Here is a 24,727-nt window from a genome sequence, read left to right on the forward strand (position 1 = left end):
TCTCTGTTTGCCGACTAACTCCTTCTTATTCTAACAAATTTTCGCTCTATTTCCGATTTTAACGCATGAACTAGTTGCATACATATCCAAGTAGCATATGTGTATTTTATGCTATTTCATTTATGTTTATTGCATATCATTTAATTTTTTTAAATGCTTATAAAATGCCACTTCTTCTTGTGTCTGTACCTTATAATTTCTGATTTCTTTCCAATAAAGAAGACGATAAAAATTCGGTTTTATTTCTTCCATAATTTTCAAATTAATAAGTGTCTGTAAATATTGCTTAACGGCTACTTTCCAGTTTTTCTCTTTTAGAAAAGGCAAGTCTCTTATCTTTATATTGCCTTTTTCTATTCTCCTTTGGAAATGTCCATAAACTTTTTGGAGGGGATATATTTTTGTTGCATCGAAAAAGCTGTCTAAAAAAATAGTGGCCTGCCAATAAAGTGGAGGTGTTTCTATGAGGAAGCCTTCTTTTAAGGGTATACCGATAAATGGCGGTAAGAAATGGGGATGTAGTTCCCTTGCATATAGCTCTTTTAAAAAATGATCATTTGTTTTTGTTGGATAATGCACATCCTTTGTCTTTTGACGGTGAATCAACTCTCGCCAATAAGAGATAGAAAAATTCTTATTTGATAGGATGGGAAGTTTCAGTTCGCCCTCCATTTTTACTAAGGGATAGGAAGAAGTGGAGATAAATGTTTGAGAAATAGAGATAGGGACGGGGTTTTGAATCAAGTAAAATACCCTATCATAAGGACAATATGTTGGGAGTAGATACTGATTCTGATAAAAAGTGAAAAATTGATAAATAAAGGTGGAAAGTTTCACTTTGATCGGATTCCATTTTTTCAAATGATGAAAGCCAATAATCCAAATCGGGTAAATATTTATTTTTCGATAACCTTCTGTACGTTTTTTTACTAATTGCGGAGAAATAACTGCGCATTGATATTCGATCACATATTGCTCCTTGTTAAAGACAAAACTAATATCTGCTCGCTGCTTTATTTCTGGAAAATAAGGTTCTAATTTAGGTTCAAGATTAACTTCGAGCAATTTTTGATATAGTTGTAGCTTTCCTTGCAAATGATAAGAAGACTCAGCCTCTCCATTCCCCGCACACCATTGTGTCCTCTCATGTGCAAAATGAGTAATCTTCTTCTCCCCCATTTTTAAAATGACTCTCCCTTTACATTCTGGACAATATATCGGCAATTCACGTAAGCCTTTTAGCTCATCCTTATTTTCCATCGTAAACAAGTTAATCATTTTTCCTTCTGCCGTTATTGCTGTATACAAGTAATATCCCTCCTTTTATCCTCTTTTTTTATTATTCTTTTTTGTTCTTCTTATTCCTGCAAAAAATTTAAACTTCTCAGAAATACTCACAAAATGAATTTTCTATAAAGACAACTTTAATACTCTCTTCAGCAAAAGTAATTCTCCTAAACCAGAAAAGGGCTAAATTTTCTTCACATTACCATTGAACAAAAATGCTAACATAAAGAGAATTTTAGTCCTTTTCAGAAGTATTTCCTTACATTTATTTCATATATCAAAAAAACAGCATTTATAATAACGGAGATAACAATCTAGAAGTCGATTCAAGCATTCGATATCCGTAATGCCTTTTATTAAAGGTCTCCACTTCTAATTCGATTGAGTGAGTTATATCTTCTAAATAATCTTTCACTAGTTTTTCTGTACTTCTTGTCCTATATAAAAAGGCACTTACTTCAAAATTTAAATGAAAGCTTCTCATGTCCATATTACATGTCCCAATGGAAGCAATTTCACCATCTACAATAATAATTTTGCTATGCATAAATCCTCGATTGTATTCAAAGACTCTTACTCCTGACTCCAGTAATTCTGGGAAATAAGAACGAGAAGCATGGAAAACGATTCGTTTATCTGGTTTGCTAGGAACAAGAATCCGAACATCCACTCCACTTAATGAAGCGATTTTTATAGCAGAAAAAATATCTTCATCCGGAATAAAGTAAGGAGTAGCAATCCAAATTGATTTCTTCGCCGAAGTAATCATGCTGAAAAAAATACTTTTAATAACACTCCATTCATTATCTGGACCACCTGCAATCAATTGTACTCCGCCATGGGAATTTTCCTCAGAAACTGGTGTTAAATATTCCTCTGTTAAGAAACTATGGTTGGTCATATAAAACCAATCTTGAAGAAAAATCAATTGTAAAGACCTAACCGCATCTCCTTTCAGAAGCAAATGAGTATCTCTCCAATAACCAATCGAAGGATTTCTTCCTAAATACTCATCTCCAATATTTAAACCTCCTACAAAGCCGATATTTCCATCAATGATAATAATTTTGCGATGGTTTCTAAAATTAAATTTGCTATTAAAAAAAGGCATTTTAACAGGACTAAAAGCAACCACTTCAATGCCAGCCTCTTTCATTTCTAAGCAGAACTTTTTAGATAGCTGCCAAGACCCAACAGCATCATATAAAAATCGAACCTGTACTCCGGCTCTTGCTTTTTCAAGCAAAATATCCTTTATCTCTTGACCTATATCATCATCTCTCACAATATAATATTCCATGTGAATATGGTGTTTCGCTTTCCTTAATTCCTTTAAAATGGTCGAAAACGTCTCATCTCCATCTGTTAGTACTTGAGTGGAAGTACCAAATGAAATTGGACTATTTCCAAGTTTCTCGGCTAAGTGAAATAAATTGCGTTGATGTCCATCCAGTATCTTTTTCTTCTCTTCTTTTCGGGAACTAATTTCACGTTCAATCTTCAGAAATGCTTCTTTATCTAGAAAGTACTTTTTTCGATAAATTCTTTCTTTGCGATAGTTCCTCCCGAAGAACAAATAAAAAACAAACCCAATAATTGGAAAACTTCCTAATACAATTAACCAGGTTAATGTTTGTGTCGGATGCCTATTTTCAAAGAAAATGACAAAGCCGATAAAAATTACCGACAAACTTATAACTAAACTTAACTGTCCGTAAATTCCCCCTTTTACGGAGAAAAATAAATTAAACACATAAACAAATAGAGCTGCTACTACAAAAAACAATCCTAACCTAGCAGTATGATTCATGACAGGCACCGCCATTCTCCCATTTACTTACAATAAGCTTCGTATAGCTCATTTATTATTCCCTTATATTTACCCACAATGCCACTAAAATACTCCCATCTAAAGCGTTCCTCCGCTCTTTCTGTAAGTAGAGTGAGACCTGACATGCTTTAAGTGATTTAGGTCTATCATTACATTTTCTACAGGTGTCTATATCTATTCATCAAGCTTGGCATTTATACATCCTTCTTCTGCTTCCCTCTTATCTGTACACAAAAAAACTCTACAATGATAGGCACTAACCACACATTGCAGAGTTTCTATTTAGCATCAAATTTTTCTTATATTAATTAAAGTATTTTCTTAACTCCATAAATACTTCATTCTCCATAATAACCTTTCCATACTCTTCAAGAACATGAATAGTCATTTTGGAATCCTCTTGAGCATATTCCAGTAAAATGCTTAATGCATTTTCTACTTCCTCTTCTGGAATTTCCTCGTCAAGGAACTGTACAAATAAGTAATATTTTCCATTGTAGCTATAGAGTTTTGTATCCATTCCTTCTAGCCCTTGCATTTTGGATAAGGAAATGATGTCCTCAAAATCATTAAACGTTAAAAGAAATTCAAGACTCTCATCATACTCCTCTTCACCATCTTTTATAGTAAAGTGTTGATCCATTAAGTCTTCAAAACGTTCATCAATAGGTAAATCCTTTAGCTTATCCTCCGGAATGGAAATTTCAAACTTCTGTCCGTCTTTAGAAAGCTGCGCTTTTGTAACAAGAATTTCCAAGCCTTTTTCTAGAGCTTGAACTTGGATCCATAATGGTCCATCAAAGATAAAGTCCTCTTCTTGATGCACTTCGTCCATCATTTCCCAAAATAATTCCTCACTGCGCTCCCGATTGTACCAAATCTCCTCACGTTTAAATCCACGTTCTTCTATATCAATATACGAAATATAAAACTTTACTGTATGATCATTAATTCTTTCAATTTCCATACGCTAACACTCCCTTCAGACTATGATGGAAGGGACAAGAGACCCCCATACAGATTTGTTTTATTTCTTACAAGTAAACTTTCTGAAATAAAATATAATTTTTCCTTGTATTGTACCTTGTACTTTATATTTTATGACAAAAGCAGTATAAATGGAATTAAAACATCTTGGGTTTGAAAAAAACCATTATATGCCTATTCAAAAAACATTCACAATTCTCCATTTTTTTCATGGTTGATAGTTGACTTCTACTTATTCTTTTTTAATACCATATTCCTGTTTAGTTATATTTAGTAGTATTACCTCATAGAAATTATTTCAAACTAAAAAGAAAAGGCAATCAGTGACAGTTTTAACCAAATCCCCAAAGTTTTTATCAGAATCTGTTTCTTCTATTCATAAGGGGAAAGAAAAGGAATTAAATGTTTACCCGTGAATAAAAAAGAAAAATCTGACTGAAAGATACCAAATATATATTTGGTATCGATTAAGTCAGATCTTTTATACTGCGTTCATATTAGTTAACTAATCGTTGTGCTTCTCGTAATTGGAAAGTACGAACTTTTCTTGGTAAAAATCTGCGAATTTCATCTTCATTGTACCCTACTTGCAGCCTTTTTTCATCAATGATAATCGGACGTCTTAATAGCCCTGGGTTATTTTGAATAATGCCAAATAAATCTTGTAATGGCATTGTTTCTAAATTCACATTTAGTTTTTGAAAAGTTTTACTTCTTGTTGAAATAATCTCATCTGTTCCATCTTCTGTCATACGAAGAATTTCTTTTATCTCCTCAATAGAAAGTGGCTCAGAGAATATATTTCTTTCTTTATAAGCAATTTCATGTTCCTCTAACCATGCTTTTGCTTTTCTGCAGGATGTACAACTTGGTGAAGTGTATAATGTTACCATTTTACAAATTCACGCTCCCTTTATTTAGACATGTAATTAACTACATTCGTTATAATTATAAAAAACTTGAGTTCTTGCTTGGAAATTCTTAAATTATAATTAATTCAATCAAGTAATTTATATTAATTATTATACACTAATTGTTTGCTTTATGGTATATGTTTTAAAAAATTTATCCACAAGTATAATTAATTTCTGTATATTAGCTATTAATCTTACGTTATTTGTTGTTATTCTCCTCCTTTATGTAAGAAAAACTCGTTAAATTAAACCGAATTTCTCGCTTATTTTCTTGCTTATCATTATAGACGTTTGAAAACAAAAAAAGTTTCAAAAATTTATCGTATCTGTTAAAATATTTGTTCTAAAATATATACTTTCTGATTAATTACCCATCATTCATTTCTTTTAAACCTATTTCTATTCTCAATTAAAGATATTTTAATGAAAATGAATGTTTCCACTATTAGCTTCTCATTTATGCTTATTCATAAAATCAAATATCATCAAGTATATTTTTCTGTTCTTGGCCATTATTAAATTGAACGACTTTATCGACTGGTTCATAAGCTTCCCCGTAAAAATGGATATCATTATACGTATGAATTTTATTATAGGTTTTTACCAATGCTTGATAAACGACATCTTCGTTTTCATTATTAGGTGCCCAATAAAGTATCTCCATTGCATTTACTTCCCTTGTGGCTAGGGATAACCTTCTATACCCAATGGATGTTGCATGTTTAAACCCTTCTCTTTGGTAAAACTTAAGCCTTTTTTTCGTATCACTATCCTTGTAATTTATTGGTTCCACTTCTAATATAATTGGTTTATCCTTTTCTTTTAACTTCTCCACTAATTGATGCCCAAGCCCCTGACCTCTGGCTTCATTGGAAACAAATAAATAATCAACAAAGATAAAATCCTCTGCTTCCACATACATTAATACATGGTATTTCCCTTCATCTTTATGATAATATTCCGGAAAATCCTTTAACAAGGCTTCCATATGTTCTTGTGATTTCATTTCTTCTACGGGAAAATACTGATTTAACTTATCATACCAATGCATGCCTTAATCTCCTTTTTTCTCTTCATTTTTCGGTGTGTAATCTACATTCTTCGTATAATTATTCCCTGCATTCCATAGTAAAAACTCGTTAACTCCTTGATCATTTAATGCTTCAATCTGTTTTTGAACCTCTTCTTTTCCGTATACTTGATAATTATCTTTTCCAAGCCATGCAGCCGTAAAATCTTGAAGCCATGGTCTTGAAATAGGCGGGTTCTTTAATTCATTCAACTTTTTCTTTTCCATTTTCGTATACTCACTCACAAGTTCATAAGGATGCAAATCTGGTTTTTCAATTCCAAAATACGCGGTCCAATGACTTGGATAGATCATCGAAGAAATGACATCAACATGATTACTTATTTTAGAGAAATTTTGACCGATTCCTGGTGCTTCTTCTAAAGTTGCTGTATATCCAAATATATCCACAGAAACCTTCACGTTATAGGGTTCTAGCTTTTCTTTGGCATACTGAACAAAATCTGTTACCGCTTCTACCCGTTTCTGCCCTTCACTTTTATTTAAATTCTCATAATCACCTTTTGTATAGGTTAATTTATCTCCCTTATTTTCAAAGCCTTCTGGAAAACGAACGTAATCGAATTGGATTTCCTGGAAACCCATTTTAGCCGCTTCAATAGCAAGATTGACATTATAATCCCAAACCTTTTCTTCAAAAGGGTTAACAAATGCTTCTCCTCTTCCATTGGTCCAAACCTTTTCTCCCTCCACAAATGACCATTCTGGTTTTTCTTTAGCTAAAACGGAATCCTTGAAAACAACAATTCGCGCAATCGGATAAATTTTCTCTTTTTCAAGCTGCCCTAATAGAGCCGTCATATTTTTGATAGAATTACTACCAATTTTCCGATATGATGAGCTTTCTTCCGGCATAAAGGTCAAATTACCATGATCTTCTTTATAATCAATTACCATTGCATTTAAATCGGTCGTTTTTATTAAATCAATTAATTGATTCCATTTATTCCCTCCAATTGAATTTGCATTTACATAAATCCCTCTTACAGCATCAGGGTATGTAAATTGGAAGGAATTGTTTTTCATTCTCGGTAAAGAATCTGGCCATTGTTTAACCATAATCTCCATTTGTTTTGTTGGCTGTTTTGGAATTACCTTCTCCTCTTTCGCAAATGCAATATGTGGAACCAATAAATAGAAACTTAATCCAAAGGATAAAAACTTTTTATTCATAGTGAAAACTCCCATCTATGTACAGTATCAATTATCTACTAACGTTGTATATATTATGTATACCTTTTATTGTAACAAACACAAACAACCTTAAGCTAATTTAGTTATTTTCGAACTGCACAAAGATAGAATTGCCAATAACAAGGCTCCAAAACAAAAAAGTCGACAACCTCCTTTCCGCTGAGATTGTCGACTTTGAGAATTATTTATTCTCCAATTGCATTTTATATTTTTTACATTCACTTTCAGAGCAATAAACAAAATGTCCTGGCTTAATTTCTCGCATTTTAAGTTCTTCGCCCTCTTCATATTGATGGACGGTCGGATCATAGACTGTTCTTTTTCTTGTACGCTCTGTTTCTGGATCTGGCAGAGGAATTGCTGATAATAAGGACTGTGTATATGGATGCATTGGGTTGTTATACAATTCATCTGCAGGCGCTAATTCAACTAATTTCCCAAAATACATCACACCAATACGGTCACTTATATACTTAACCATTGATAAATCATGGGCAATGAATAAGTAAGTTAAACCTTTTTCTTTTTGAAGTTTCTTCATTAAGTTAACAACTTGTGCTTGAATCGAAACATCTAATGCGGAAATCGGTTCATCAGCAATGATAAAGTCTGGATCTACTGCTAGAGCACGCGCAATTCCAATTCTTTGTCTCTGACCACCAGAGAACTCATGAGGATAACGATTAGCATGCTCTTTATTTAAACCAACTGTATGAAGCAGTTCGTATACTTTTTCCATTCTTTCTTTTTTGTTTTTCGCTAAACCGTGTATGTCAATACCTTCTGCAATAATATCAGCAACGGTCATTCTCGGATTTAAAGATGCATAGGGATCTTGAAAAATCATTTGCATTTTGCGATTAAACTTCTTTAAGTCCGTTCTTGATTTTCTTCCATGTACGTCTTCTCCGTTAAATAGTACCTGACCACCTGTTGCATCATACAGGCGAATAATGGTTCTTCCAGTTGTTGATTTCCCACAACCTGATTCCCCAACTAAGCCTAGTGTTTCTCCTTTGTAAATATCAAAGGTAACATCATCTACTGCTTTCACGACATTAGGAGTACCGACATTAAAATACTGCTTAAGATTTTTTATTTCTAATAACTTTTCAGCCATCTTATTTATCCCCCTTTACTAATACTGGTGTTTCAAAGTTAGAGGGTAGCTTTCTTATTCTTTCTTTAACAGAAGCAGGTGGTTCTACCGCTGGCGCATCTGGATGCAATAGCCACGACTTTACAAAATGTGTCTCAGACACTTGATATACTGGCGGCTCTTGTTCAAAATCAATTGCTAGCGCATATGGATTTCGAGCAGCGAACGCATCCCCAATTGGAGGATTTGTTAAATCTGGCGGTGTTCCAGGAATAGCTGCAAGCTCATCTTCATTATCATTATCTAAACTTGGCATGGATGCAAGGAGTCCCCATGTATATGGATGTCTTGGATCGTAGAAAATTTCATCCACCGTACCCATTTCAACGATTTGTCCTGCATACATAACAGCAACTCGATCCGCAACATTTGCCACAACCCCTAAATCATGGGTAATAAAGATAATGCTTGTATCCATTTTCTCTTGCAAATCTTTCATTAAATCTAAAATTTGCGCTTGAATCGTAACGTCTAATGCTGTTGTTGGTTCATCTGCAATTAACAGATGTGGATTGGCTGCTAACGCTATGGCAATCATCGCACGCTGCCTCATTCCACCAGAAAATTCGTGTGGATATTGATCTACTCTTTTCTCTGGTTTTGGGATTCCAACTAAACTTAAAAGTTCAATTGCTTTCTTTTTTGCTTTATCTTTGTTCATTTGCTGATGTTTAATCAGTACTTCCATAATTTGCGTTCCAATACGCATTGTCGGATTCAAAGATGTCATTGGATCTTGGAAAATCATACTCATTTCTTTTCCGCGGATGCTTTCCATCTCTTTATCTGTTTTTTGAACAATATCTTCCCCATTAAATAAAATTTGTCCACCTTTAATATGACCAGGAGGCATAGGAATTAATTTCATTAATGTTTGTGAAGTAACACTCTTACCCGAACCAGATTCACCAACAATTGCTAATGTTTCTCCTTTATATAAATCAAAGGATACTCCGCGAACCGCCTGCACTTCTCCTCCATACGTATGGAATGAGACTTGTAAATCCTTTACTTCTAATAATTTTTCCATTTATCTCACTCCTTACTTACGTAGTCTTGGATCAAGCGCATCTCGAATTCCGTCGCCAATAACATTAAATGCAAAGATTGTTAAACAAATAAAGATTGCAGGGAAAAATAAGCGCCATGGATAATATTGCATTGCACCAATTCCATCATTAGCCATCGTTCCCCAACTCGCTAATGGAGGAGTTAAACCTAAACCAAGATAACTTAAAAATGCTTCTGTGAAAATAGCATTTGGAACAGTAAGTGTTAAAGTTACAAGAATTGGTCCCATTGCATTAGGAATTAAATGCTTGCCCATAATTCTTGAAACACTTGCTCCTAATGTTCTAGAAGCCAGAATATACTCTTGGCTCTTTAATGATAATACTTGTCCACGAACCATTCGAGCCATATTGATCCAGCCAGTAATACTCATTGCTAAAATCATTGTCCAAATTCCTTGACCAAGAACAACCATTAGAAGGATAACAAGTAAAAGGTAAGGAATTCCATATAATACGTCAGCTATACGCATCATTACTTCATCTGTCTTTCCACCTTTATAGCCTGCAATCCCTCCCCAGATTACACCAATTACTAGGTCAATAAAGGCTGCCGCTATCCCAATAAACAGCGAGATTTTTGCGCCATACCAGATACGTTCGAACATATCTCGACCAAGTTCATCTGTTCCAAAATAGTGTTCTGCACTTGGGGGCTGATTCGTTTTTGTTAAATCATTTTCATAATAATTATATGGAGTTAATAATGGCCCAACAAAAGCCATAGCGATTAAAAGAATTAATAGGACAAGTCCAAATACGGCAAGCTTATTTTTTTTGAAACGAGTAAATACATCTTTCCAGAACGATAGACTTGCTTTTGAAATTTTTTCTGATTCTATGCTGCTATTGCCTACTATTTCAAATTTATCTTTCGAAATTTCTTGCATCTTTACGCTCCTTTCTTCCCGCTCGATAGTTTTATTCGAGGATCTATTAATCCGTACAACAAGTCGACAAGAAGAACAGATACTAACAGGATAATACTATAAAAAACAGTTACTCCCATAATCGCTGTATAATCACGGTTGTTTATGCTTTTTACGAACTGTGATCCAAGACCAGGAATCCCGAAGATTTTCTCTATTACAAAACTACCTGTAACAATTCCCGCAGATAATGGACCCATGTAAGAAACAACTGGAAGGATCGCATTACGGATGGCATGCTTCACTGTAATATTAAAACCGCTAATCCCTTTTGCTTTTGCTGTTTTAATATAGTCATTGCTTAATACTTCTAACATAGAAGATCTAGTTAAACGGGCAATAAAAGCTGTAGGACCTGCTGCTAGAGCCACTGCTGGTAGAACACTTTGCATAAAAGTCCCCCATCTAGCTACAGGGAAAATGCCTAGTTTCATTGCAAAAATATATTGTAAAAAAGCGGCCATTATAAAAGATGGAACCGAAATTCCTAATACAGCAACAATCATCGCTAAGTAATCTTGCCATTTATTATGTCTTAATGCCGCGATTACTCCTAAGGTAACACCAATTGCTAAAGCAATGAATATTGCTTCTAATCCCAATACTAATGAAACGGGAAACCCTTCATTAATTAATTGATTAACAGTTTGGCTCTTATATTTAAAAGATGGACCAAAATCCCATTGAACTACACGTAGCAAATATTCTCCATATTGAACATACCAAGGCTGATCAAGACCATAATGGGCATTTAAATTTGCTTCGATTGCAGGTGGCATTTTCTTTTCCGATGTAAATGGGTTACCCGGTGCCATTCTCATGAAGAAAAACGTTGCTGTAATGATTAACCATAAGGATATTGCCATAAACAGCAAACGTTTTGTCAAGTACTTAATCATGGTTTTACCTCCATTTTTTTCTAAAACAATGCGAATAGAAAGCAAGAGGATGCCTTAGGGAACGAGAATACGAAGTATCACTCGTTAAATAAGACAGCCTCTTTTATCTCTTTGGCTTGTACATCCTAAAAAGGTCCGGATTATCCGAAAGTACGCACCTTTCTTAAACATGATTGAATAATTAAGCCATTCCCTTAATTATTCAAAATGTGCCCATTTTAACTGAGCTTCTCCTAAGCCTGAAATTACTACATCTTTCAGGTTCTCTTTTTGCACCCATGTGTTTGTATAGAAATAAACTGGCGCAATTGGAAGTTCGTTCATAAGAATAGCTTCTGCATCTTGTAATAACTGTTTACGCTTCGCCTCATCTGTTTCTTTTTGTGAAGCAATAAGAAGTTCTTTGTATTCTGGGTTTTCCCAACCAGTGTCGTTATTTCCACCGTTTGCATCACGGTAAAGCTCTAGGAAATTAAATGCGTCATTATAGTCACCAGACCATGACATACGTCCAATTTGATAGTCACCAGAATCAATTTTTTCTAAATATACTTGCCATTCTTCGTTATCTAATTCTACGTCGATTCCAAGATTCTTCTTCCACATATCTTGTACTGCTTGTGCAATCTTCGCATGTGCTTCACTTGTATTGTAAGATAAAGTGATTTTTGGTAAATCTTTTACACTTGCATAGCCTTCTTCTTTCAACCCTTTTTCAAGAGCGGCTTTTGCTGCTTCGATATCATTATCTTTAAAGTAACCTTTTTCGTTTTCTGAGAACATTGTTGGAGGAACAACTGCCATAGCTGGAATTTGTCCACCTTGTGTAATTTGCTCAACAATTGCTTTACGATCAATCGCATATGTTAATGCTTTGCGAATATTTTCATTGTTAAATGGCTTTTCTTCTGTATTAAATTTATACCAATAAGTACCTGCGATTGCTTTCACATTTAGGTCCCCATTGTCTTTCAATGCTTTAATGGAATCGGTAGGTAATGCTCCAAATGGTAAGCCAGCCCAATCTAACTCATCGTTATCAAACATACTTAGTTCGGTTGTTGGCTCTTCCACCATTGACATTTCTACTGTCTCTAATTTAACTGTGTCAGCATCCCAATAGTCTTCATTCTTTTCTAGAAGGATCGATTCACTATGATTCCACTCTGTCATTTTGAATGGACCATTTGTAACATAGTCATCTCCAGCATCTTTATACCAATCTGGATTTGCTTCTGCGACATTTTTATTAACTGGGAAATAAGTATAAAAAGCTAATAGTTGCAAGAAATAAGGTGTAGGATTTACTAATGTCACTTCTAATGTTTTTTCGTTCACAACTTTAACAGCCACATCATCAAGACTGCCTTCACCATTATTTGCTGCTTCCGCACCTTTTATGGAATATAGTTGATATGCATATTGAGATTGATTTTGAGGGTCAATTGCCCATTTCCAAGCATATTCAAAATCTTCAGCTGTTACTGGATCACCATTTGTCCATGTAGCATCTTCACGAATTTTGAATGTATAGGTTAATTGATCATCCGAAACTTGGATATCTTCTGCCATAGCAGGCTGAGGAACACCATCTTTATCAATACGTGTTAATCCTTCAAATGTTTGAATTAACACACCACCTGATGTTGAATCTGTAGCTAATGCTGGATGTAATGTTGGTGGCTCTGAAACGATATTCAGACGTAAGTTTTGTGATGATGATTTATCACTACCACCTTTGTCATTACCACATGCAGCAAGAAAAGCACTTAGTATTAGCACTAAGCTCATTAGTACAAGCATTCTTTTTCTCATGTAATTACCCCCTAAATAATTTTCCTCAAATGGAACTTCGAAAATAGCTTTCCCATTCTAAACCTCAGAATACACAAGTAATCATTTCCTAAATAGTCAGTTATTTTAAATGGCTGTTTTCGTAAAGTTTGTTGCGATTACCCGCAGCCGGAATACACTTCGCTTTCCGTGGGGCTAAGCTTAAGCCTCCTCAGCTTCGCCTCCGGGGTCTCAGGCTGTCTCGCTAATCCCCGTGGCGTCTTCGTGTATTCCGGCTGCTCCAATTTTCCTATTAATTCTTTTTTCCTATTGAAAAAACAACAATCCTTTAGAAAACAGCCTTTTAAATAAATAACTATTTGCCGAACAAAATAAAAAACGTTAATAAAACCTATATAATGTTATACAAAAATAATTATTTCGTTCATTCTATTCATTATGTATTCTTACTTGTTTTAAATAATCTGAAATATCACTACCTAATCCATTCGTAATGACAATTATATAATCGGAATATTTATTACGCAAGAATTTTGTAGAATTTTGTAGAATAAAAACAAATCTGAAATATAAAAATCTACAGAATAATTATATTAATATAAATATATCCGAATTATCACAATTAGAAGAATACACTTTCTACTTCATTATTTTATTTTCACTCACTGATTTATCCAACTCTTACTCTTTTCCCTAAAAGATACCGACAAAAGAATCCCTATTTTTTTATTAAAATCGACAATCTTTAATAAAACAGCCTTTGAATATCAACTAATCATGCTAAAATGGTTATAATAATAATTATAATTAAGTTTCTAGATTCTATTTTAAAAAGTGATTTTTGTATTTGCTCGAAGAAAGCGTTGTTTTGGGAAGATATTGTCTTTCTTTTGCAGATTAACATAGCTAGTAAAAAGGCCTATTAAATAGAATGAATCACTTGATTAGATGCATCTGCCACCTAATCCTGTGTCTAGAATACATATTGGAGGAAGTAATGATGAAAACTATCTTTTCTGGAATTCAACCTAGTGGAACTATCACATTAGGAAATTATATTGGTGCATTAAGCCAATTTGTGGAGTTGCAAGACGAATACAATTGTTTCTTCTGTATTGTGGATCAGCATGCTATAACAGTACCGCAAGACCGGCTGGTACTTAGAAATAACACTCGTAGCTTAGCTGCCCTTTACTTAGCTGTGGGTATTGATCCCCAAAAAGCTACTTTATTTATTCAATCTGAAGTTCCTGCCCATGCTCAAGGAGCTTGGTTGATGCAATGTGTCTCTTATATCGGCGAATTAGAGAGAATGACACAGTTCAAAGACAAATCAACTGGCAAAGATGCTGTGTCTGCCGCTTTATTAACATACCCACCATTAATGGCTGCAGATATTCTTTTATATAGTACAGATATCGTTCCAGTTGGAGAAGACCAAAAGCAACATCTTGAATTAACTCGTGATCTTGCCGAACGTTTTAATAAAAAATACAATGACATTCTGACAATTCCAGAAGTGCGCATTCCAAAAGTGGGGGCAAGAATCATGTCCTTACAAGATCCTACAAAAAAAATGAGTAAATCCGATACAAATAATAAAGCAACTATCACTTTGTTGGACGAACCAGCCCAAATTATTAAGAAAATCAAAAGCGCTGTTACAGACTCAGAAGGTATAGTTAAATTTGACCGAGAAAACAAGCCAGGCGTGTCCAATTTATTATCTATTTACTCTATCCTTTCTGAGGAAAGTATTCCAAGTCTGGAAGCCAAATACGAAGGTAAAGGCTATGGAGACTTTAAAACAGACTTAGCGAATGTTGTAGTTGATGCATTAAAACCAATTCAAGAAAAATACAACGAGCTAATGAATTCGACTGAATTAGATGACATTTTAGATGAAGGCGCAGCAAAGGCAAATAAAGTCGCAGGTAAAATGATTAAAAAAATGGAAAATGCGATGGGATTAGGTCGTAAACGCCGTTAATATCCGCTCTTATAGAAACGATGGATGACTCCATCATTTCTGGTTGTCGACAAAAGCATTTTAAAAAAGTTAAATGAACTTTTTTAAAATGCTTGAAGTGGAAGGGGTGAGACTCCTGTGGGATTAGCGCGAGCTCCATGGAAAGTGAACCCCTGAAGCGGAAAGCAACATCCCTATTAGAAAAGGCAATATAAAGAAGACCATAGGCAAAAATTTCAAATTTCAAGAAGTTTTTCTACAGTTCTAAAACCCGATGAAAATTCATCGGGCTTTTTCATTCCTATTAATTTTGTAAAACGACTACTCTTAATTTACTTTCGGACCATGCTCCATTTCCCATAGTTTTTCAAAAAACGGCTGACCTTTTATAATATTCTCACAAAACTGCTCATGCTTATTCGACCAACCGTATTTTGTACACTCAAATAGTTCATTCCATGCATGTTCAAAATTTAAATGCTGAATCTCAAAATAACGTTCCGGACTCCATTCCGTATACCAATAGCGAACTTCTGCCACATTTTCAGACGAATATAGTTGATCTAGCGCCATAAACAATAATTGCTTTAATTGTCTTTCTTTTCTTGTTAATCCATTCATCACATGCGGCTCAGGTGATAAAATATGGAATTCTTTCTTTTCTTCGTTGTTTTGAAAGTTATAATAAATAGTTTCTTGATTTTCAAGCAGTTCATAGGCCAACTGTTCTTGTCTAGGTATCATTCGGCTCTTCCTAATTGGTACAGAATAACCTATTGTATCTACTACTAAAAGACCAATTCCATCAGAAACTACAAAACAATAATCTAATTGAATTCGTTCATGATTTTTTCGTAGATATGCCTTTTGATAAATTTCTTCTAATAATTGTCGTGGTATTTCCGCTAAATCATTTTCTATGTAATTGTATAAACATGAGTCTACTTTCAATAGCGGAACTTGATCCAATAATTCAACACCATCATCTTTTCTCCATTCATGAAAGTGACAAACATTATATCCGTTTTCTTCCCCTTCAAACCAATTTACCCAAACATCATGAAGATACTGCATATTTTATCCCTCACTTCAACAACTGTTTGTCCATAAGTATTGGCAGAGCGTAGTAAATTTATTCCTATTTTCAAAGGATTATTTTTAATCCTCCATTAATTTTGAAAATAACTTACTATCATAATATGTACAAACTTTCGCTTACATGTCTTTTTCATACTACTTTTATGACTATTTTTTCAGTCTGGTTATCCCAGTAAAAGAGATTCCTCTTTGTTTTTCAAATAAGATGCAATAGACGAGCAGGTTCAACGCTCGCCTTAAAAAATTTCTTATCCCCACTTAACGCGCAGTAAGTCCCCCCGCTAATAGAAATTTTCTTTATAAAAATGCTTCGCTTTTTATTGTAAAGTGCATTTTTTCTGCTATTTTTTTTTGAGAATGATAAGTATTAACTAGATAGAAGCCTGTATTATAACCAATCATTCGTGGATAGCGTCCATATCCATACAATAATTGATCATGTATCTCTTCTGTTTTTTTTACATCTAGATGCTCCTTTAGCTCTTTACCCCAAAATTTCTTTATTTTATCCTCTTCATATAAGTGACACCAGTTGGCATTATATGCTTCTCCACAGTTTTCCTTAACGGCAAGCTCAGCTAATCCTTCCATGATAATAGAATCTAGTAATGTATAATTCTCAATATCTTTTTTTTGATGATGAATTCGGCAAACATGATGGTATTCGTGGATAAAAAGGGCTTCTAGCTCCTTATCATTTTCTACTTCTCCAATAAACAAGAAAAGTTGATTTGGAAACGATACACCGGATTTATTTTCATCTCCTCTCCAGGAAGCCTGAAAGGGAAAAATATATATAGGTACATCTGGTCCATTCCATTTTTTCTTATACTTTTTAAAAAATCGGTCTATTTTATTCCATGTATCTAGTTCTTTCATTTTTTCAAATGTTTGCTTTGAACGTCTTGATGGCTTATACATTCCAAATTCCATTAGATATCGATATATATTTTGAGTTTTATCTCCATTAAATGTTGCTTTAAAATGTTCACATATAGAAGTTGGCTCATAAAAGTCATCCTCTAACCATTTACTTGTTTCGATTACCCCCACCAATATTTCCCCTTTTAATTCATTTTATCCTAATCATTTATCAGTATATGGATACTTAATTTATTGGTTCCATAACTATCATCACCTTACAAAAACTTCATTTCCTATTTAGAAAATCGCAAGCACCTAGTAAACTTCAGCTCAACTTTCCTATGATATTAAAAAAGGGATATACAAAGAAGAGCCTCATTTCGAGTTCTTCTTTGTATATCCCTTTCTTAATAAGCAACGATTTCTGTTAATGATGAGAAAAAACAAGTTATCTTACTATCTAATTTTTATTTATGTGAATCTTTCATAATCCTGCTTCCACACCCACAAATGATCGAGTGCTTCAATTTTTTTATTGGTTGTTTACACTCTAAACAAATAATTTCCTTTTTTCTTTTATGCTTTTGAACACTGCTGACAGGTTCCATAAAATTGGAGACTATGGGAGCTGATAATGAATTTAGATATGGATTTCGCAAATGCTTCTACCTCCCTTAATGTAGGATACCAAATATCTACTATCTCTCCACAATCACTACAGACAATATGATAATGTTCCTCTTTTTTCCATTCATATTTACTTAAGCCTTCTCCAAATTGTATCTCTTTTAACAACTGCAATTCCGTGAATAAATGAACGTTATTATAGACAGTCGTAATACTTACTGATGGCATATTCTCATTTAGTACATGATAAATTTCATCTACTGTCCAATGCTTATTATCTTTAGAAAGTATATTAATTAATTCTAGCCTTTGTGGCGTTAAACGGACATTTTTTTCTTTCAATAGGTTTTTAGCCTTTTCTATACTCAGCATAGAGTTCTTCCTTTCTCTGTAATATCCCTTTATACTGCCCACCTTAAAAAGAAAGCGTTTTCTCAATATGATAATCAAATCCGGCTTGTCTACGTTAAATAATAGAATTATAGTTTTAATTATATACACTTTATAATAATAGTCAATATTAATTTAAAATAATTATAAATAAAGGTTTTAAAGAAAAAAAACTGTTAGAATCTGCCTATAGGATATGACAGATTCTAACAGTTTAATAAATGCCTTTTTCTTTTATAATTATTGATATTTCTTAAATACTATTGTAGCGTTATGGCCACCGAAGCCTAGAGAATTACTCATCGCTACATTTACTTCTTGTTTTCTATGGGTATTAATTACATAATCTAGGTCACAATCGGGATCTGCCGTTTCAAAATTAATAGTTGGTGGTAAGATACTATCTCTTATTGCCAATACACTAAAAATAGCCTCAATTCCACCTGCTGCACCTAATAAGTGACCAGTCATTGATTTTGTAGAACTCATTGGAACTTTATAAGCATAATCTCCAAATACTTCTTTTACAGCCATTGTTTCGAACTTATCGTTATATGCAGTACTTGTACCATGTGCATTAATATAAGAAACATCTTCTGGTGCAAGTCCAGCATCATTAATTGCCATCTTCATTGCTCTTGCTCCACCTTCGCCACCTGGTGCAGGTGAAGTAATATGATAAGCGTCTCCAGTTGAACCATATCCAACTATTTCTGCATAAATTTTAGCGCCTCTTGCTAAAGCATGTTCTAATTCTTCAAGTACAACAATTCCTGCTCCCTCTCCAATAACAAAGCCATCACGATTTGCATCAAATGGTCTGCTTGCTGTTTTCGGATCTGGATTGAAAGATAAGGCAGTATTCGCACAGAAACCAGCAACAGACATCTTTGTAATAGGTGCTTCTGCGCCACCAGTAATCATTGCATCAGCATCTCCACGCTGAATAACTTTAAACGCATCTCCGATTGAGTTTGTTCCAGTTGCACATGCAGTAACAGTACAAGAATTTACGCCTCTTGCTCCTAATGTTATTGAAACTTGTCCAGATGCCATATCCGGAATTAACATTGGTACAAAGAAAGGACTTACTCGTTTATACCCTCTTTTTTGGAAGTTTTCATATTGATTTTCGAATGTTTCCATTCCACCAATACCAGAGCCAATCCATACTCCCACACGTGGTGCATTTTCATCCGTGATTTGTAAATCAGCATCTTTAACAGCCATCAAAGAAGCTGCAAGCGCATATTGTGTAAAGCGATCCATTTTTCTTGCATCTTTTTTATCCATAAAATCTTCTGGATTAAATTCCTTCACTTCTGCAGCTACTTTTGCTGGATATTCATCAGCATTAATTCTTGTTAATGGTCCAATTCCTGAAACTCCAGCAACAATATTTTCCCAGGTAGTTATTGCATCATTACCAAGTGGCGTTACAGCCCCAATTCCAGTAACAACTACTCTTTTATTCGTACTCATGACCTATTCTCCTTTTCTATATAGCATCAAATTTAAAGTATGTTCTATTTTATAGGAAGAAATTTATTATTTTCCCCAACGCATAGCAATTGCGCCCCAAGTCAAGCCTCCACCGAAACCGACCATTACAAGCACATCATCTTCTTTAATTTTGCCTGCTTCTAGTTCTTCCACTAATGAAATTGGAATAGACGCTGCACTTGTATTTCCATATTTATGAACCGTTTTAGAAAGTTTCTCTTCTGGTAAATTCAATCTTTGTCTAGACGCTTCCATTATGCGAATATTCGCTTGGTGTGGTATAAGGAAATCTACATCTTCCTTAGATAATCCTGCTTTTACTAAAACATTTTCACTGCTTTCACCCATTTGACGAACTGCAAATTTAAAGACTTCTCTTCCATTCATATAAATATAGTCTTCATCATCTAAATAAAGATGTTTTCCACCAGAACCATCTGCTCCTAATTCAAAAGAAAGAATTCCTCTTCCTTCTGAAACTTTACCTAGTACAGCAGCTCCAGCTCCATCTCCAAAAAGAACAGCAGTATTACGGTCTTCCCAGTTTGTTATTTTGGACAGCTTCTCTACGCCAACTACTAACACATATTTATATACACCTGTATCAATAAATTGCTTCGCTGTTACCATCCCATACATAAATCCTGCGCAGGCAGCACTTAAATCCATGGCAGCGGCTTTTTTAGCCCCTAACTTTTCTTGAATCATACATGCAACAGAAGGAAATGATTGATCAGGTGTAACAGTTGCAACCATAATCATATCGATATCTTCTGGATGAATATCAGCATCAGCAATTGCTTTCTTGGCCGCAGCTAATGCAATATCAGATGTATTTGTATTGTCATCTGCAATTCTTCGTTCTTGTATACCAGTTCTTGTTCTAATCCATTCATCATTTGTATCGACCATTTTTTCTAAATCAAAGTTTGTTAAAATTTTCTCTGGAAGTTCACGGCCAATACCAATTATTCCTGTACCCAAAGCTTTCAGCTCCTTTATAGTCACCGGTTTATCCGGTATGTGTTTCTTTTTGACTGTTATTTGCATAAAAAAGCTATATGAACAGTCTTTTTCATAAACTCTCGTTAAATAAGCTAATTTACCCCACTCTTAACGGACAGTAAAACTCCCCCCTCAAGCTTATTGGAAGTTTCACTTTATCCGCAGCCTGCATACAAGCAAGGAGTATAGGCTGGCTACTAGTAGATCTTAAGCCGAAAATAAATCCAATAGTGATTCTTTTAGTTTACCCTAATTTTATCATTATGGACTTACAAGAAAAGAGAAAAAACAGTCTTATTACAGTAATATATTATTATCAATTATTATGACTTGGTACTAATTTTATCAAATTCCTCCACCCTTTTGCAACATATTTCACTTTCTATTATATTGGTCTAAGCATTTCCCGATATTTTTCATAGCATATTAAGAACATAACGCGAAGATTGTGTAATAGGAGGAAATATAGTGGAGGATTATAATGATGAATTCTACGATGAAAAGGAAAAAGTAGATGTGACAACAGAGGAGGAAGAAAAAGAAATTGATCACTTCTCCCTGTTTATGTTTGGTACAAACAGTCGTTCCATAAGAAAAAATGAAAAGATAGACCATGAACGACTAAGCGATGAGAAGCCTTCCTACAATAGAAGAATGAAAGGAGATAATTGGATTCTAGGAAGGGGCGGCGGCGGAGATATAAATCAAGTGGAAGAAAAAGAAGAAAACGAAAATTTCGATGCCATTGCAAATTTCATAAATCAAATTGACCTTGAGCTTCTTATGAAAAATGTAGATATGTTTATGACATCTGCTAATGATTTAAAACCGATTTTCAAAAAGATAACTCCCTTCATAAAAAAATGGATGGATTAACCAAATAACAATGTGATTGCTTGTTAATCCACCCCTTTTTTATAGAGGATTTAAAGGCTCATATAATTCCACATAATCGTAATCCATTTGCAATACCATCTTCATTATTACTTGTTGTAACATAAGTGGCTGACTTTTTAACAATGTCAAAAGCATTTCCCATTGCAACTGGATATTTTACTAGCTCAAACATTTCTAAATCATTTAATCCATCTCCAAATGCATATGTATTTTCTACAGAACAATTTACATGCGAAAGTAAATACTCTATACCTGTAGCCTTTGACTTACCAGCCGGATAGATATCACATCCATAAGGTGAATTTCTTATAAACTGAAAATTTGGAAATTTCTCTTGGTAAAAGGTTTCTTCACCAGGTTCACAGAAGATTAACATTAGATGAATAGCCTCTTGATCGTACAAGCCTTTATTTATCGGAGGATATTCCCCCCCTACTCTTTCATAATTTTTCCTGATTAGAGTAGAGCCCTCACTCGTAACACTTATCTTTGCAGCATTATAAAAGGCCATTTCATGCCTATTTTTTATTGCCTCTAAGTGCAGTTCTTTAACCTTTCTTACCTCTAATGGATTTTCATAAATGACAGTTCCCTTATACATTACATACTGTCCATTCATCGCAACAACTGAATTGATGCCCGTCGCTTCTAAAATATAGCCAATTTCCATTAAAGTTCGCCCTGTTGCTATAATAGGCTCAATCCCTTTTTCTTTTAGCTTTTTTATTGCCTCTATTGAACTTTCGGACACTTTAAGCTCGCTTGTTAGAAGCGTTCCATCTAAATCAAAAAAAACAATCTGGTTTGTTTCCATACTTGTTACCACTCCTTTCCAATTTCATTACCGTACGCTTCGTTCCATTGACTTTGAAATACTTTCACATCTCTTTGAGTTGCTGGAAAAGCAATTAACTTTTCGATTATTTCTGGAGCTACAGTCACTGAATGTGCTCCAGATAAACAGGCTTGATAAACTTGGTTTACGTTTTTAAAACTTGCTGCCAATACTTCAGTACTGATTTTATGAATAGTAAATAAATGAATAATATCACTTACTACTCGGATTCCATCTCCTGATAAATCATCGATTCGATTAACATAAGGAGCCACATATTTTGCTCCTGCATTAGCAGCTATCAATGCTTGAAATGGTGTATAAATGGTAGTAGCTAACGTTGGAATATTTTTGGAGGTTAATTGTTTTATTGCTTTTATTCCTTCCTGTGTAACTGGAATTTTTATAATGTTTTTCCCTGGAATCAACTCCTGGAAATATTCAGCTTCCTCTACTATTTCACTAGCACTATCTGCAATAACTTGGATAAAAAGTTCCTTTTCTTCTCCTATTATCTTTCGAATCTCTTGAAGCGATTGAGTATAATGCATTTTCTCTTTTACGAGAATAGAAGGGTTTGTTGTTACACCCGAAATAGGATAATATTCATTTATTCTTTCAATTTGGGTAAGATTTGCTGAATCAATATAAAGTCTCATGAAGTAAATTCCCCCTTTATAAATAGAATGTTTTCGTAAAGTTTTTTCTGGTTACCGTAACTTGTAGCCTGAAGAGTTTCCACACCTAACTTCCTCGATATTCTTCAGCATGAGGTGGGGTTCTTACTGCCTGTTAAGTGTGGATAAAACATTTAAAAATTACAATAGGAGATTCCCTTTAACGATCTAATCATGCAACAATTTAGCTAACTTCATGCAAGGATTAAAAAACGAGTTGGAAGTCTCCTATCATTTTGTTCTTATTTTGAAACTATTTTCAACTTAGTACCAATTTCAAAAACTGGCATTTCTTTATCTTCTATATAAAGAGTACCAGGTAATTCAGGGTTAGTTGATCCATCAAACCGGATCGTAATATGGCCGATAGATGTTAAGTTTCGTTCTACAATTTCACCTACAGAGGTAATTTCAAATGATTCATTATTTATTAATAATTTCTGACCTGGTTTGATACTATCCTCTACATCAACTATTTCAATCCCATAGCAAAACTCTGCTAATTCTTGAGGTGCTCCATCCCCAAAAAGAATAATCATTTTTTCCTCTAAAAAAGTTGTGGCTAATGGCCCTATGCTATTAATTGTGTTTTCGTAAATTGTTTTCATCCTGTTCGGCATATTGAATAATGCCATTCGCCTCCATTCATTGTTTTTATCGCTTACAACTTTCCATATTCTTAATTACTATATAATCCAAAACTTGCTAACCAAGCCACAAACACTCGTGGTACACCTATTAAGAACCTAGAGTAGAGTACTGACGGTACGCCTACTTCAACTGTTTCTGCTTCTGCCTCTGCTAAGCCTAACCCAACTGGAATAAAATCAGCAGCACATTGAGTATTAATTGCAAAAACGGCTGGCAATGCTAAATTTGGCGGGATATTTCCTTTTCCAATTTCAACACCAATCAAAGTTCCAATAATTTGTGCAATTACTGCTCCAGGTCCTAATAAAGGAGAAAGAAACGGCAGGGAACAAATAAATCCGATTAATAATAGACCAATAATATTTCCCGCTAACGGTGACATTAATTTAGCAAATAGGTTTCCGACTCCTGATCCTTGAATAATACCAATTAATAAAGAGACAAAGGCCATAAATGGGATAATGGTGTTTATTAATGTTTGAACTGCTTCACGACCAGCCTGATAAAAAGTACTAATAACTTTACCAGCGCCAAGACCTATTTTGGTAAGCAGTCCTTGTTTTTGATTTTCAGCCAAGGTTTGAGAGATTTTTTTATCTGAACTATATTTATACTCTTTCTTAGGAGTGTCCTCTTCCTTTTCTACAGCACTAGCATTTTCTAATAAAGCTTCCTCTTCTACAAGTTCAATTTGATTTAATCCTACTGCAGATACATAGATGTCTTCTGTAATAAATTTTGCCAAAGGTCCACTTTTACCAGTAGGCATAATATTAATCGTTGGGATTCTCTTTTGTGGATAAATACCACATCTTAATGTCCCGCCGCAATCTATAATAGCAATTGCAATTTGCTCATCTGGTACAGATGTTTTAAATCCATTTACTGGCTCAGCACCAGTTAATTCCGCAATTCTATCTACAATATCTGGTTTTGCTCCTCCACCAGTAATATACACAATTTTATTTCGTTGCTCCGTTGGTGTAACAATTAATGGACCACCAAATCCACCATTTCCTTTTTTTATTTTTATTGTTCGATATTGTGCCATAATGGA

The 24,727-nt window shown here is 34.2% G+C and carries 22 protein-coding genes; 2 read left to right on the forward strand and 20 right to left on the reverse strand.

Annotation, left to right across the window (positions count from 1 at the left end; genetic code table 11):
- Positions 1-126: 126 nt before the first annotated feature.
- The 11 genes from NST60_RS04505 to NST60_RS04555 all read right to left on the reverse strand — a co-directional run bounded on the left by NST60_RS04505 (position 127) and on the right by NST60_RS04555 (position 13,175).
- Positions 127-1,308, reverse strand: coding sequence for a competence protein CoiA (locus NST60_RS04505; protein WP_016204320.1), 1,182 nt, complete (start codon positions 1,306-1,308; stop codon positions 127-129).
- A gap of 271 nt (positions 1,309-1,579) precedes the next feature.
- Positions 1,580-3,097: a cardiolipin synthase gene (gene cls / locus NST60_RS04510; protein WP_169189626.1), complete on the reverse strand. Its 1,518-nt coding sequence runs from the start codon at positions 3,095-3,097 to the stop codon at positions 1,580-1,582.
- A gap of 325 nt (positions 3,098-3,422) precedes the next feature.
- Positions 3,423-4,085, reverse strand: a complete 663-nt coding sequence (gene mecA, locus NST60_RS04515; protein ID WP_016204318.1) for an adaptor protein MecA — start codon at positions 4,083-4,085, stop codon at positions 3,423-3,425.
- A 517-nt stretch (positions 4,086-4,602) separates the two neighbouring features.
- On the reverse strand, positions 4,603-4,998 hold the full coding sequence (gene spxA, locus NST60_RS04520; RefSeq protein WP_016204317.1) for a transcriptional regulator SpxA: 396 nt from the start codon (positions 4,996-4,998) through the stop codon (positions 4,603-4,605).
- 496 nt (positions 4,999-5,494) lie between these two features.
- The gene (locus NST60_RS04525; protein ID WP_016204651.1) at positions 5,495-6,070 is read right to left on the reverse strand and encodes a GNAT family N-acetyltransferase; all 576 of its coding nucleotides are present in this window, start codon (positions 6,068-6,070) and stop codon (positions 5,495-5,497) included.
- A 3-nt stretch (positions 6,071-6,073) separates the two neighbouring features.
- Complete coding sequence (locus NST60_RS04530) at positions 6,074-7,282, reverse strand: putative glycoside hydrolase (RefSeq protein ID WP_016204650.1); 1,209 nt, start codon at positions 7,280-7,282, stop codon at positions 6,074-6,076.
- Between the two features lie 202 nt (positions 7,283-7,484).
- Positions 7,485-8,423, reverse strand: a complete 939-nt coding sequence (locus NST60_RS04535; protein ID WP_016204649.1) for an ABC transporter ATP-binding protein — start codon at positions 8,421-8,423, stop codon at positions 7,485-7,487.
- A 1-nt stretch (position 8,424) separates the two neighbouring features.
- Complete coding sequence (locus NST60_RS04540) at positions 8,425-9,492, reverse strand: ABC transporter ATP-binding protein (protein ID WP_101730325.1); 1,068 nt, start codon at positions 9,490-9,492, stop codon at positions 8,425-8,427.
- A gap of 12 nt (positions 9,493-9,504) precedes the next feature.
- Entirely contained in the window at positions 9,505-10,422 is a 918-nt protein-coding gene (locus NST60_RS04545) for an ABC transporter permease (protein ID WP_169188130.1), read from the reverse strand.
- Between the two features lie 2 nt (positions 10,423-10,424).
- Complete coding sequence (locus tag NST60_RS04550) at positions 10,425-11,360, reverse strand: ABC transporter permease (RefSeq protein ID WP_169188129.1); 936 nt, start codon at positions 11,358-11,360, stop codon at positions 10,425-10,427.
- A 198-nt stretch (positions 11,361-11,558) separates the two neighbouring features.
- Positions 11,559-13,175: a peptide ABC transporter substrate-binding protein gene (locus NST60_RS04555; RefSeq protein WP_016204644.1), complete on the reverse strand. Its 1,617-nt coding sequence runs from the start codon at positions 13,173-13,175 to the stop codon at positions 11,559-11,561.
- Positions 13,176-14,154: 979 nt separating this feature from the next.
- On the opposite strand from NST60_RS04555, the gene trpS reads away from it, so the two are divergent.
- Positions 14,155-15,144 (forward strand): tryptophan--tRNA ligase, encoded by a 990-nt coding sequence (gene trpS, locus NST60_RS04560; RefSeq protein ID WP_341099794.1) that lies wholly within the window; start codon positions 14,155-14,157, stop codon positions 15,142-15,144.
- Between the two features lie 306 nt (positions 15,145-15,450).
- Here the strand turns inward: trpS and NST60_RS04565 are convergent, their stop codons facing one another.
- The 5 genes from NST60_RS04565 to NST60_RS04585 form a co-directional block, all read right to left on the reverse strand.
- Positions 15,451-16,197: a YjbA family protein gene (locus NST60_RS04565; protein ID WP_016204642.1), complete on the reverse strand. Its 747-nt coding sequence runs from the start codon at positions 16,195-16,197 to the stop codon at positions 15,451-15,453.
- Positions 16,198-16,518: 321 nt separating this feature from the next.
- On the reverse strand, positions 16,519-17,274 hold the full coding sequence (locus NST60_RS04570) for a DUF2268 domain-containing protein (protein WP_224427406.1): 756 nt from the start codon (positions 17,272-17,274) through the stop codon (positions 16,519-16,521).
- A gap of 387 nt (positions 17,275-17,661) precedes the next feature.
- The gene (locus tag NST60_RS04575) at positions 17,662-18,084 is read right to left on the reverse strand and encodes a Fur family transcriptional regulator (protein ID WP_016204639.1); all 423 of its coding nucleotides are present in this window, start codon (positions 18,082-18,084) and stop codon (positions 17,662-17,664) included.
- A 258-nt stretch (positions 18,085-18,342) separates the two neighbouring features.
- On the reverse strand, positions 18,343-19,584 hold the full coding sequence (fabF, locus tag NST60_RS04580; RefSeq protein WP_212118942.1) for a beta-ketoacyl-ACP synthase II: 1,242 nt from the start codon (positions 19,582-19,584) through the stop codon (positions 18,343-18,345).
- A 66-nt stretch (positions 19,585-19,650) separates the two neighbouring features.
- The gene (locus tag NST60_RS04585; protein ID WP_341098256.1) at positions 19,651-20,589 is read right to left on the reverse strand and encodes a beta-ketoacyl-ACP synthase III; all 939 of its coding nucleotides are present in this window, start codon (positions 20,587-20,589) and stop codon (positions 19,651-19,653) included.
- A 489-nt stretch (positions 20,590-21,078) separates the two neighbouring features.
- Here NST60_RS04585 and NST60_RS04590 point away from each other — a divergent pair, with 489 nt between their 5' ends.
- Positions 21,079-21,486, forward strand: a complete 408-nt coding sequence (locus NST60_RS04590) for a hypothetical protein (RefSeq protein ID WP_016204636.1) — start codon at positions 21,079-21,081, stop codon at positions 21,484-21,486.
- Between the two features lie 58 nt (positions 21,487-21,544).
- Here NST60_RS04590 and NST60_RS04595 read toward each other — a convergent pair whose 3' ends face one another.
- From NST60_RS04595 to srlE, 4 genes are all read right to left on the reverse strand, one after another.
- Positions 21,545-22,321, reverse strand: a complete 777-nt coding sequence (locus NST60_RS04595; RefSeq protein WP_341098257.1) for a Cof-type HAD-IIB family hydrolase — start codon at positions 22,319-22,321, stop codon at positions 21,545-21,547.
- Between the two features lie 5 nt (positions 22,322-22,326).
- Complete coding sequence (locus NST60_RS04600) at positions 22,327-23,001, reverse strand: transaldolase family protein (RefSeq protein ID WP_341098258.1); 675 nt, start codon at positions 22,999-23,001, stop codon at positions 22,327-22,329.
- Between the two features lie 260 nt (positions 23,002-23,261).
- The gene (locus tag NST60_RS04605) at positions 23,262-23,654 is read right to left on the reverse strand and encodes a PTS glucitol/sorbitol transporter subunit IIA (protein WP_224427407.1); all 393 of its coding nucleotides are present in this window, start codon (positions 23,652-23,654) and stop codon (positions 23,262-23,264) included.
- A gap of 44 nt (positions 23,655-23,698) precedes the next feature.
- Complete coding sequence (gene srlE / locus NST60_RS04610; protein WP_212118936.1) at positions 23,699-24,721, reverse strand: PTS glucitol/sorbitol transporter subunit IIB; 1,023 nt, start codon at positions 24,719-24,721, stop codon at positions 23,699-23,701.
- Positions 24,722-24,727: the final 6 nt, after the last annotated feature.

This window comes from Niallia sp. FSL W8-1348, from assembly GCF_038006745.1.
Lineage (GTDB): Bacteria > Bacillota > Bacilli > Bacillales > Cytobacillaceae > Niallia > Niallia alba.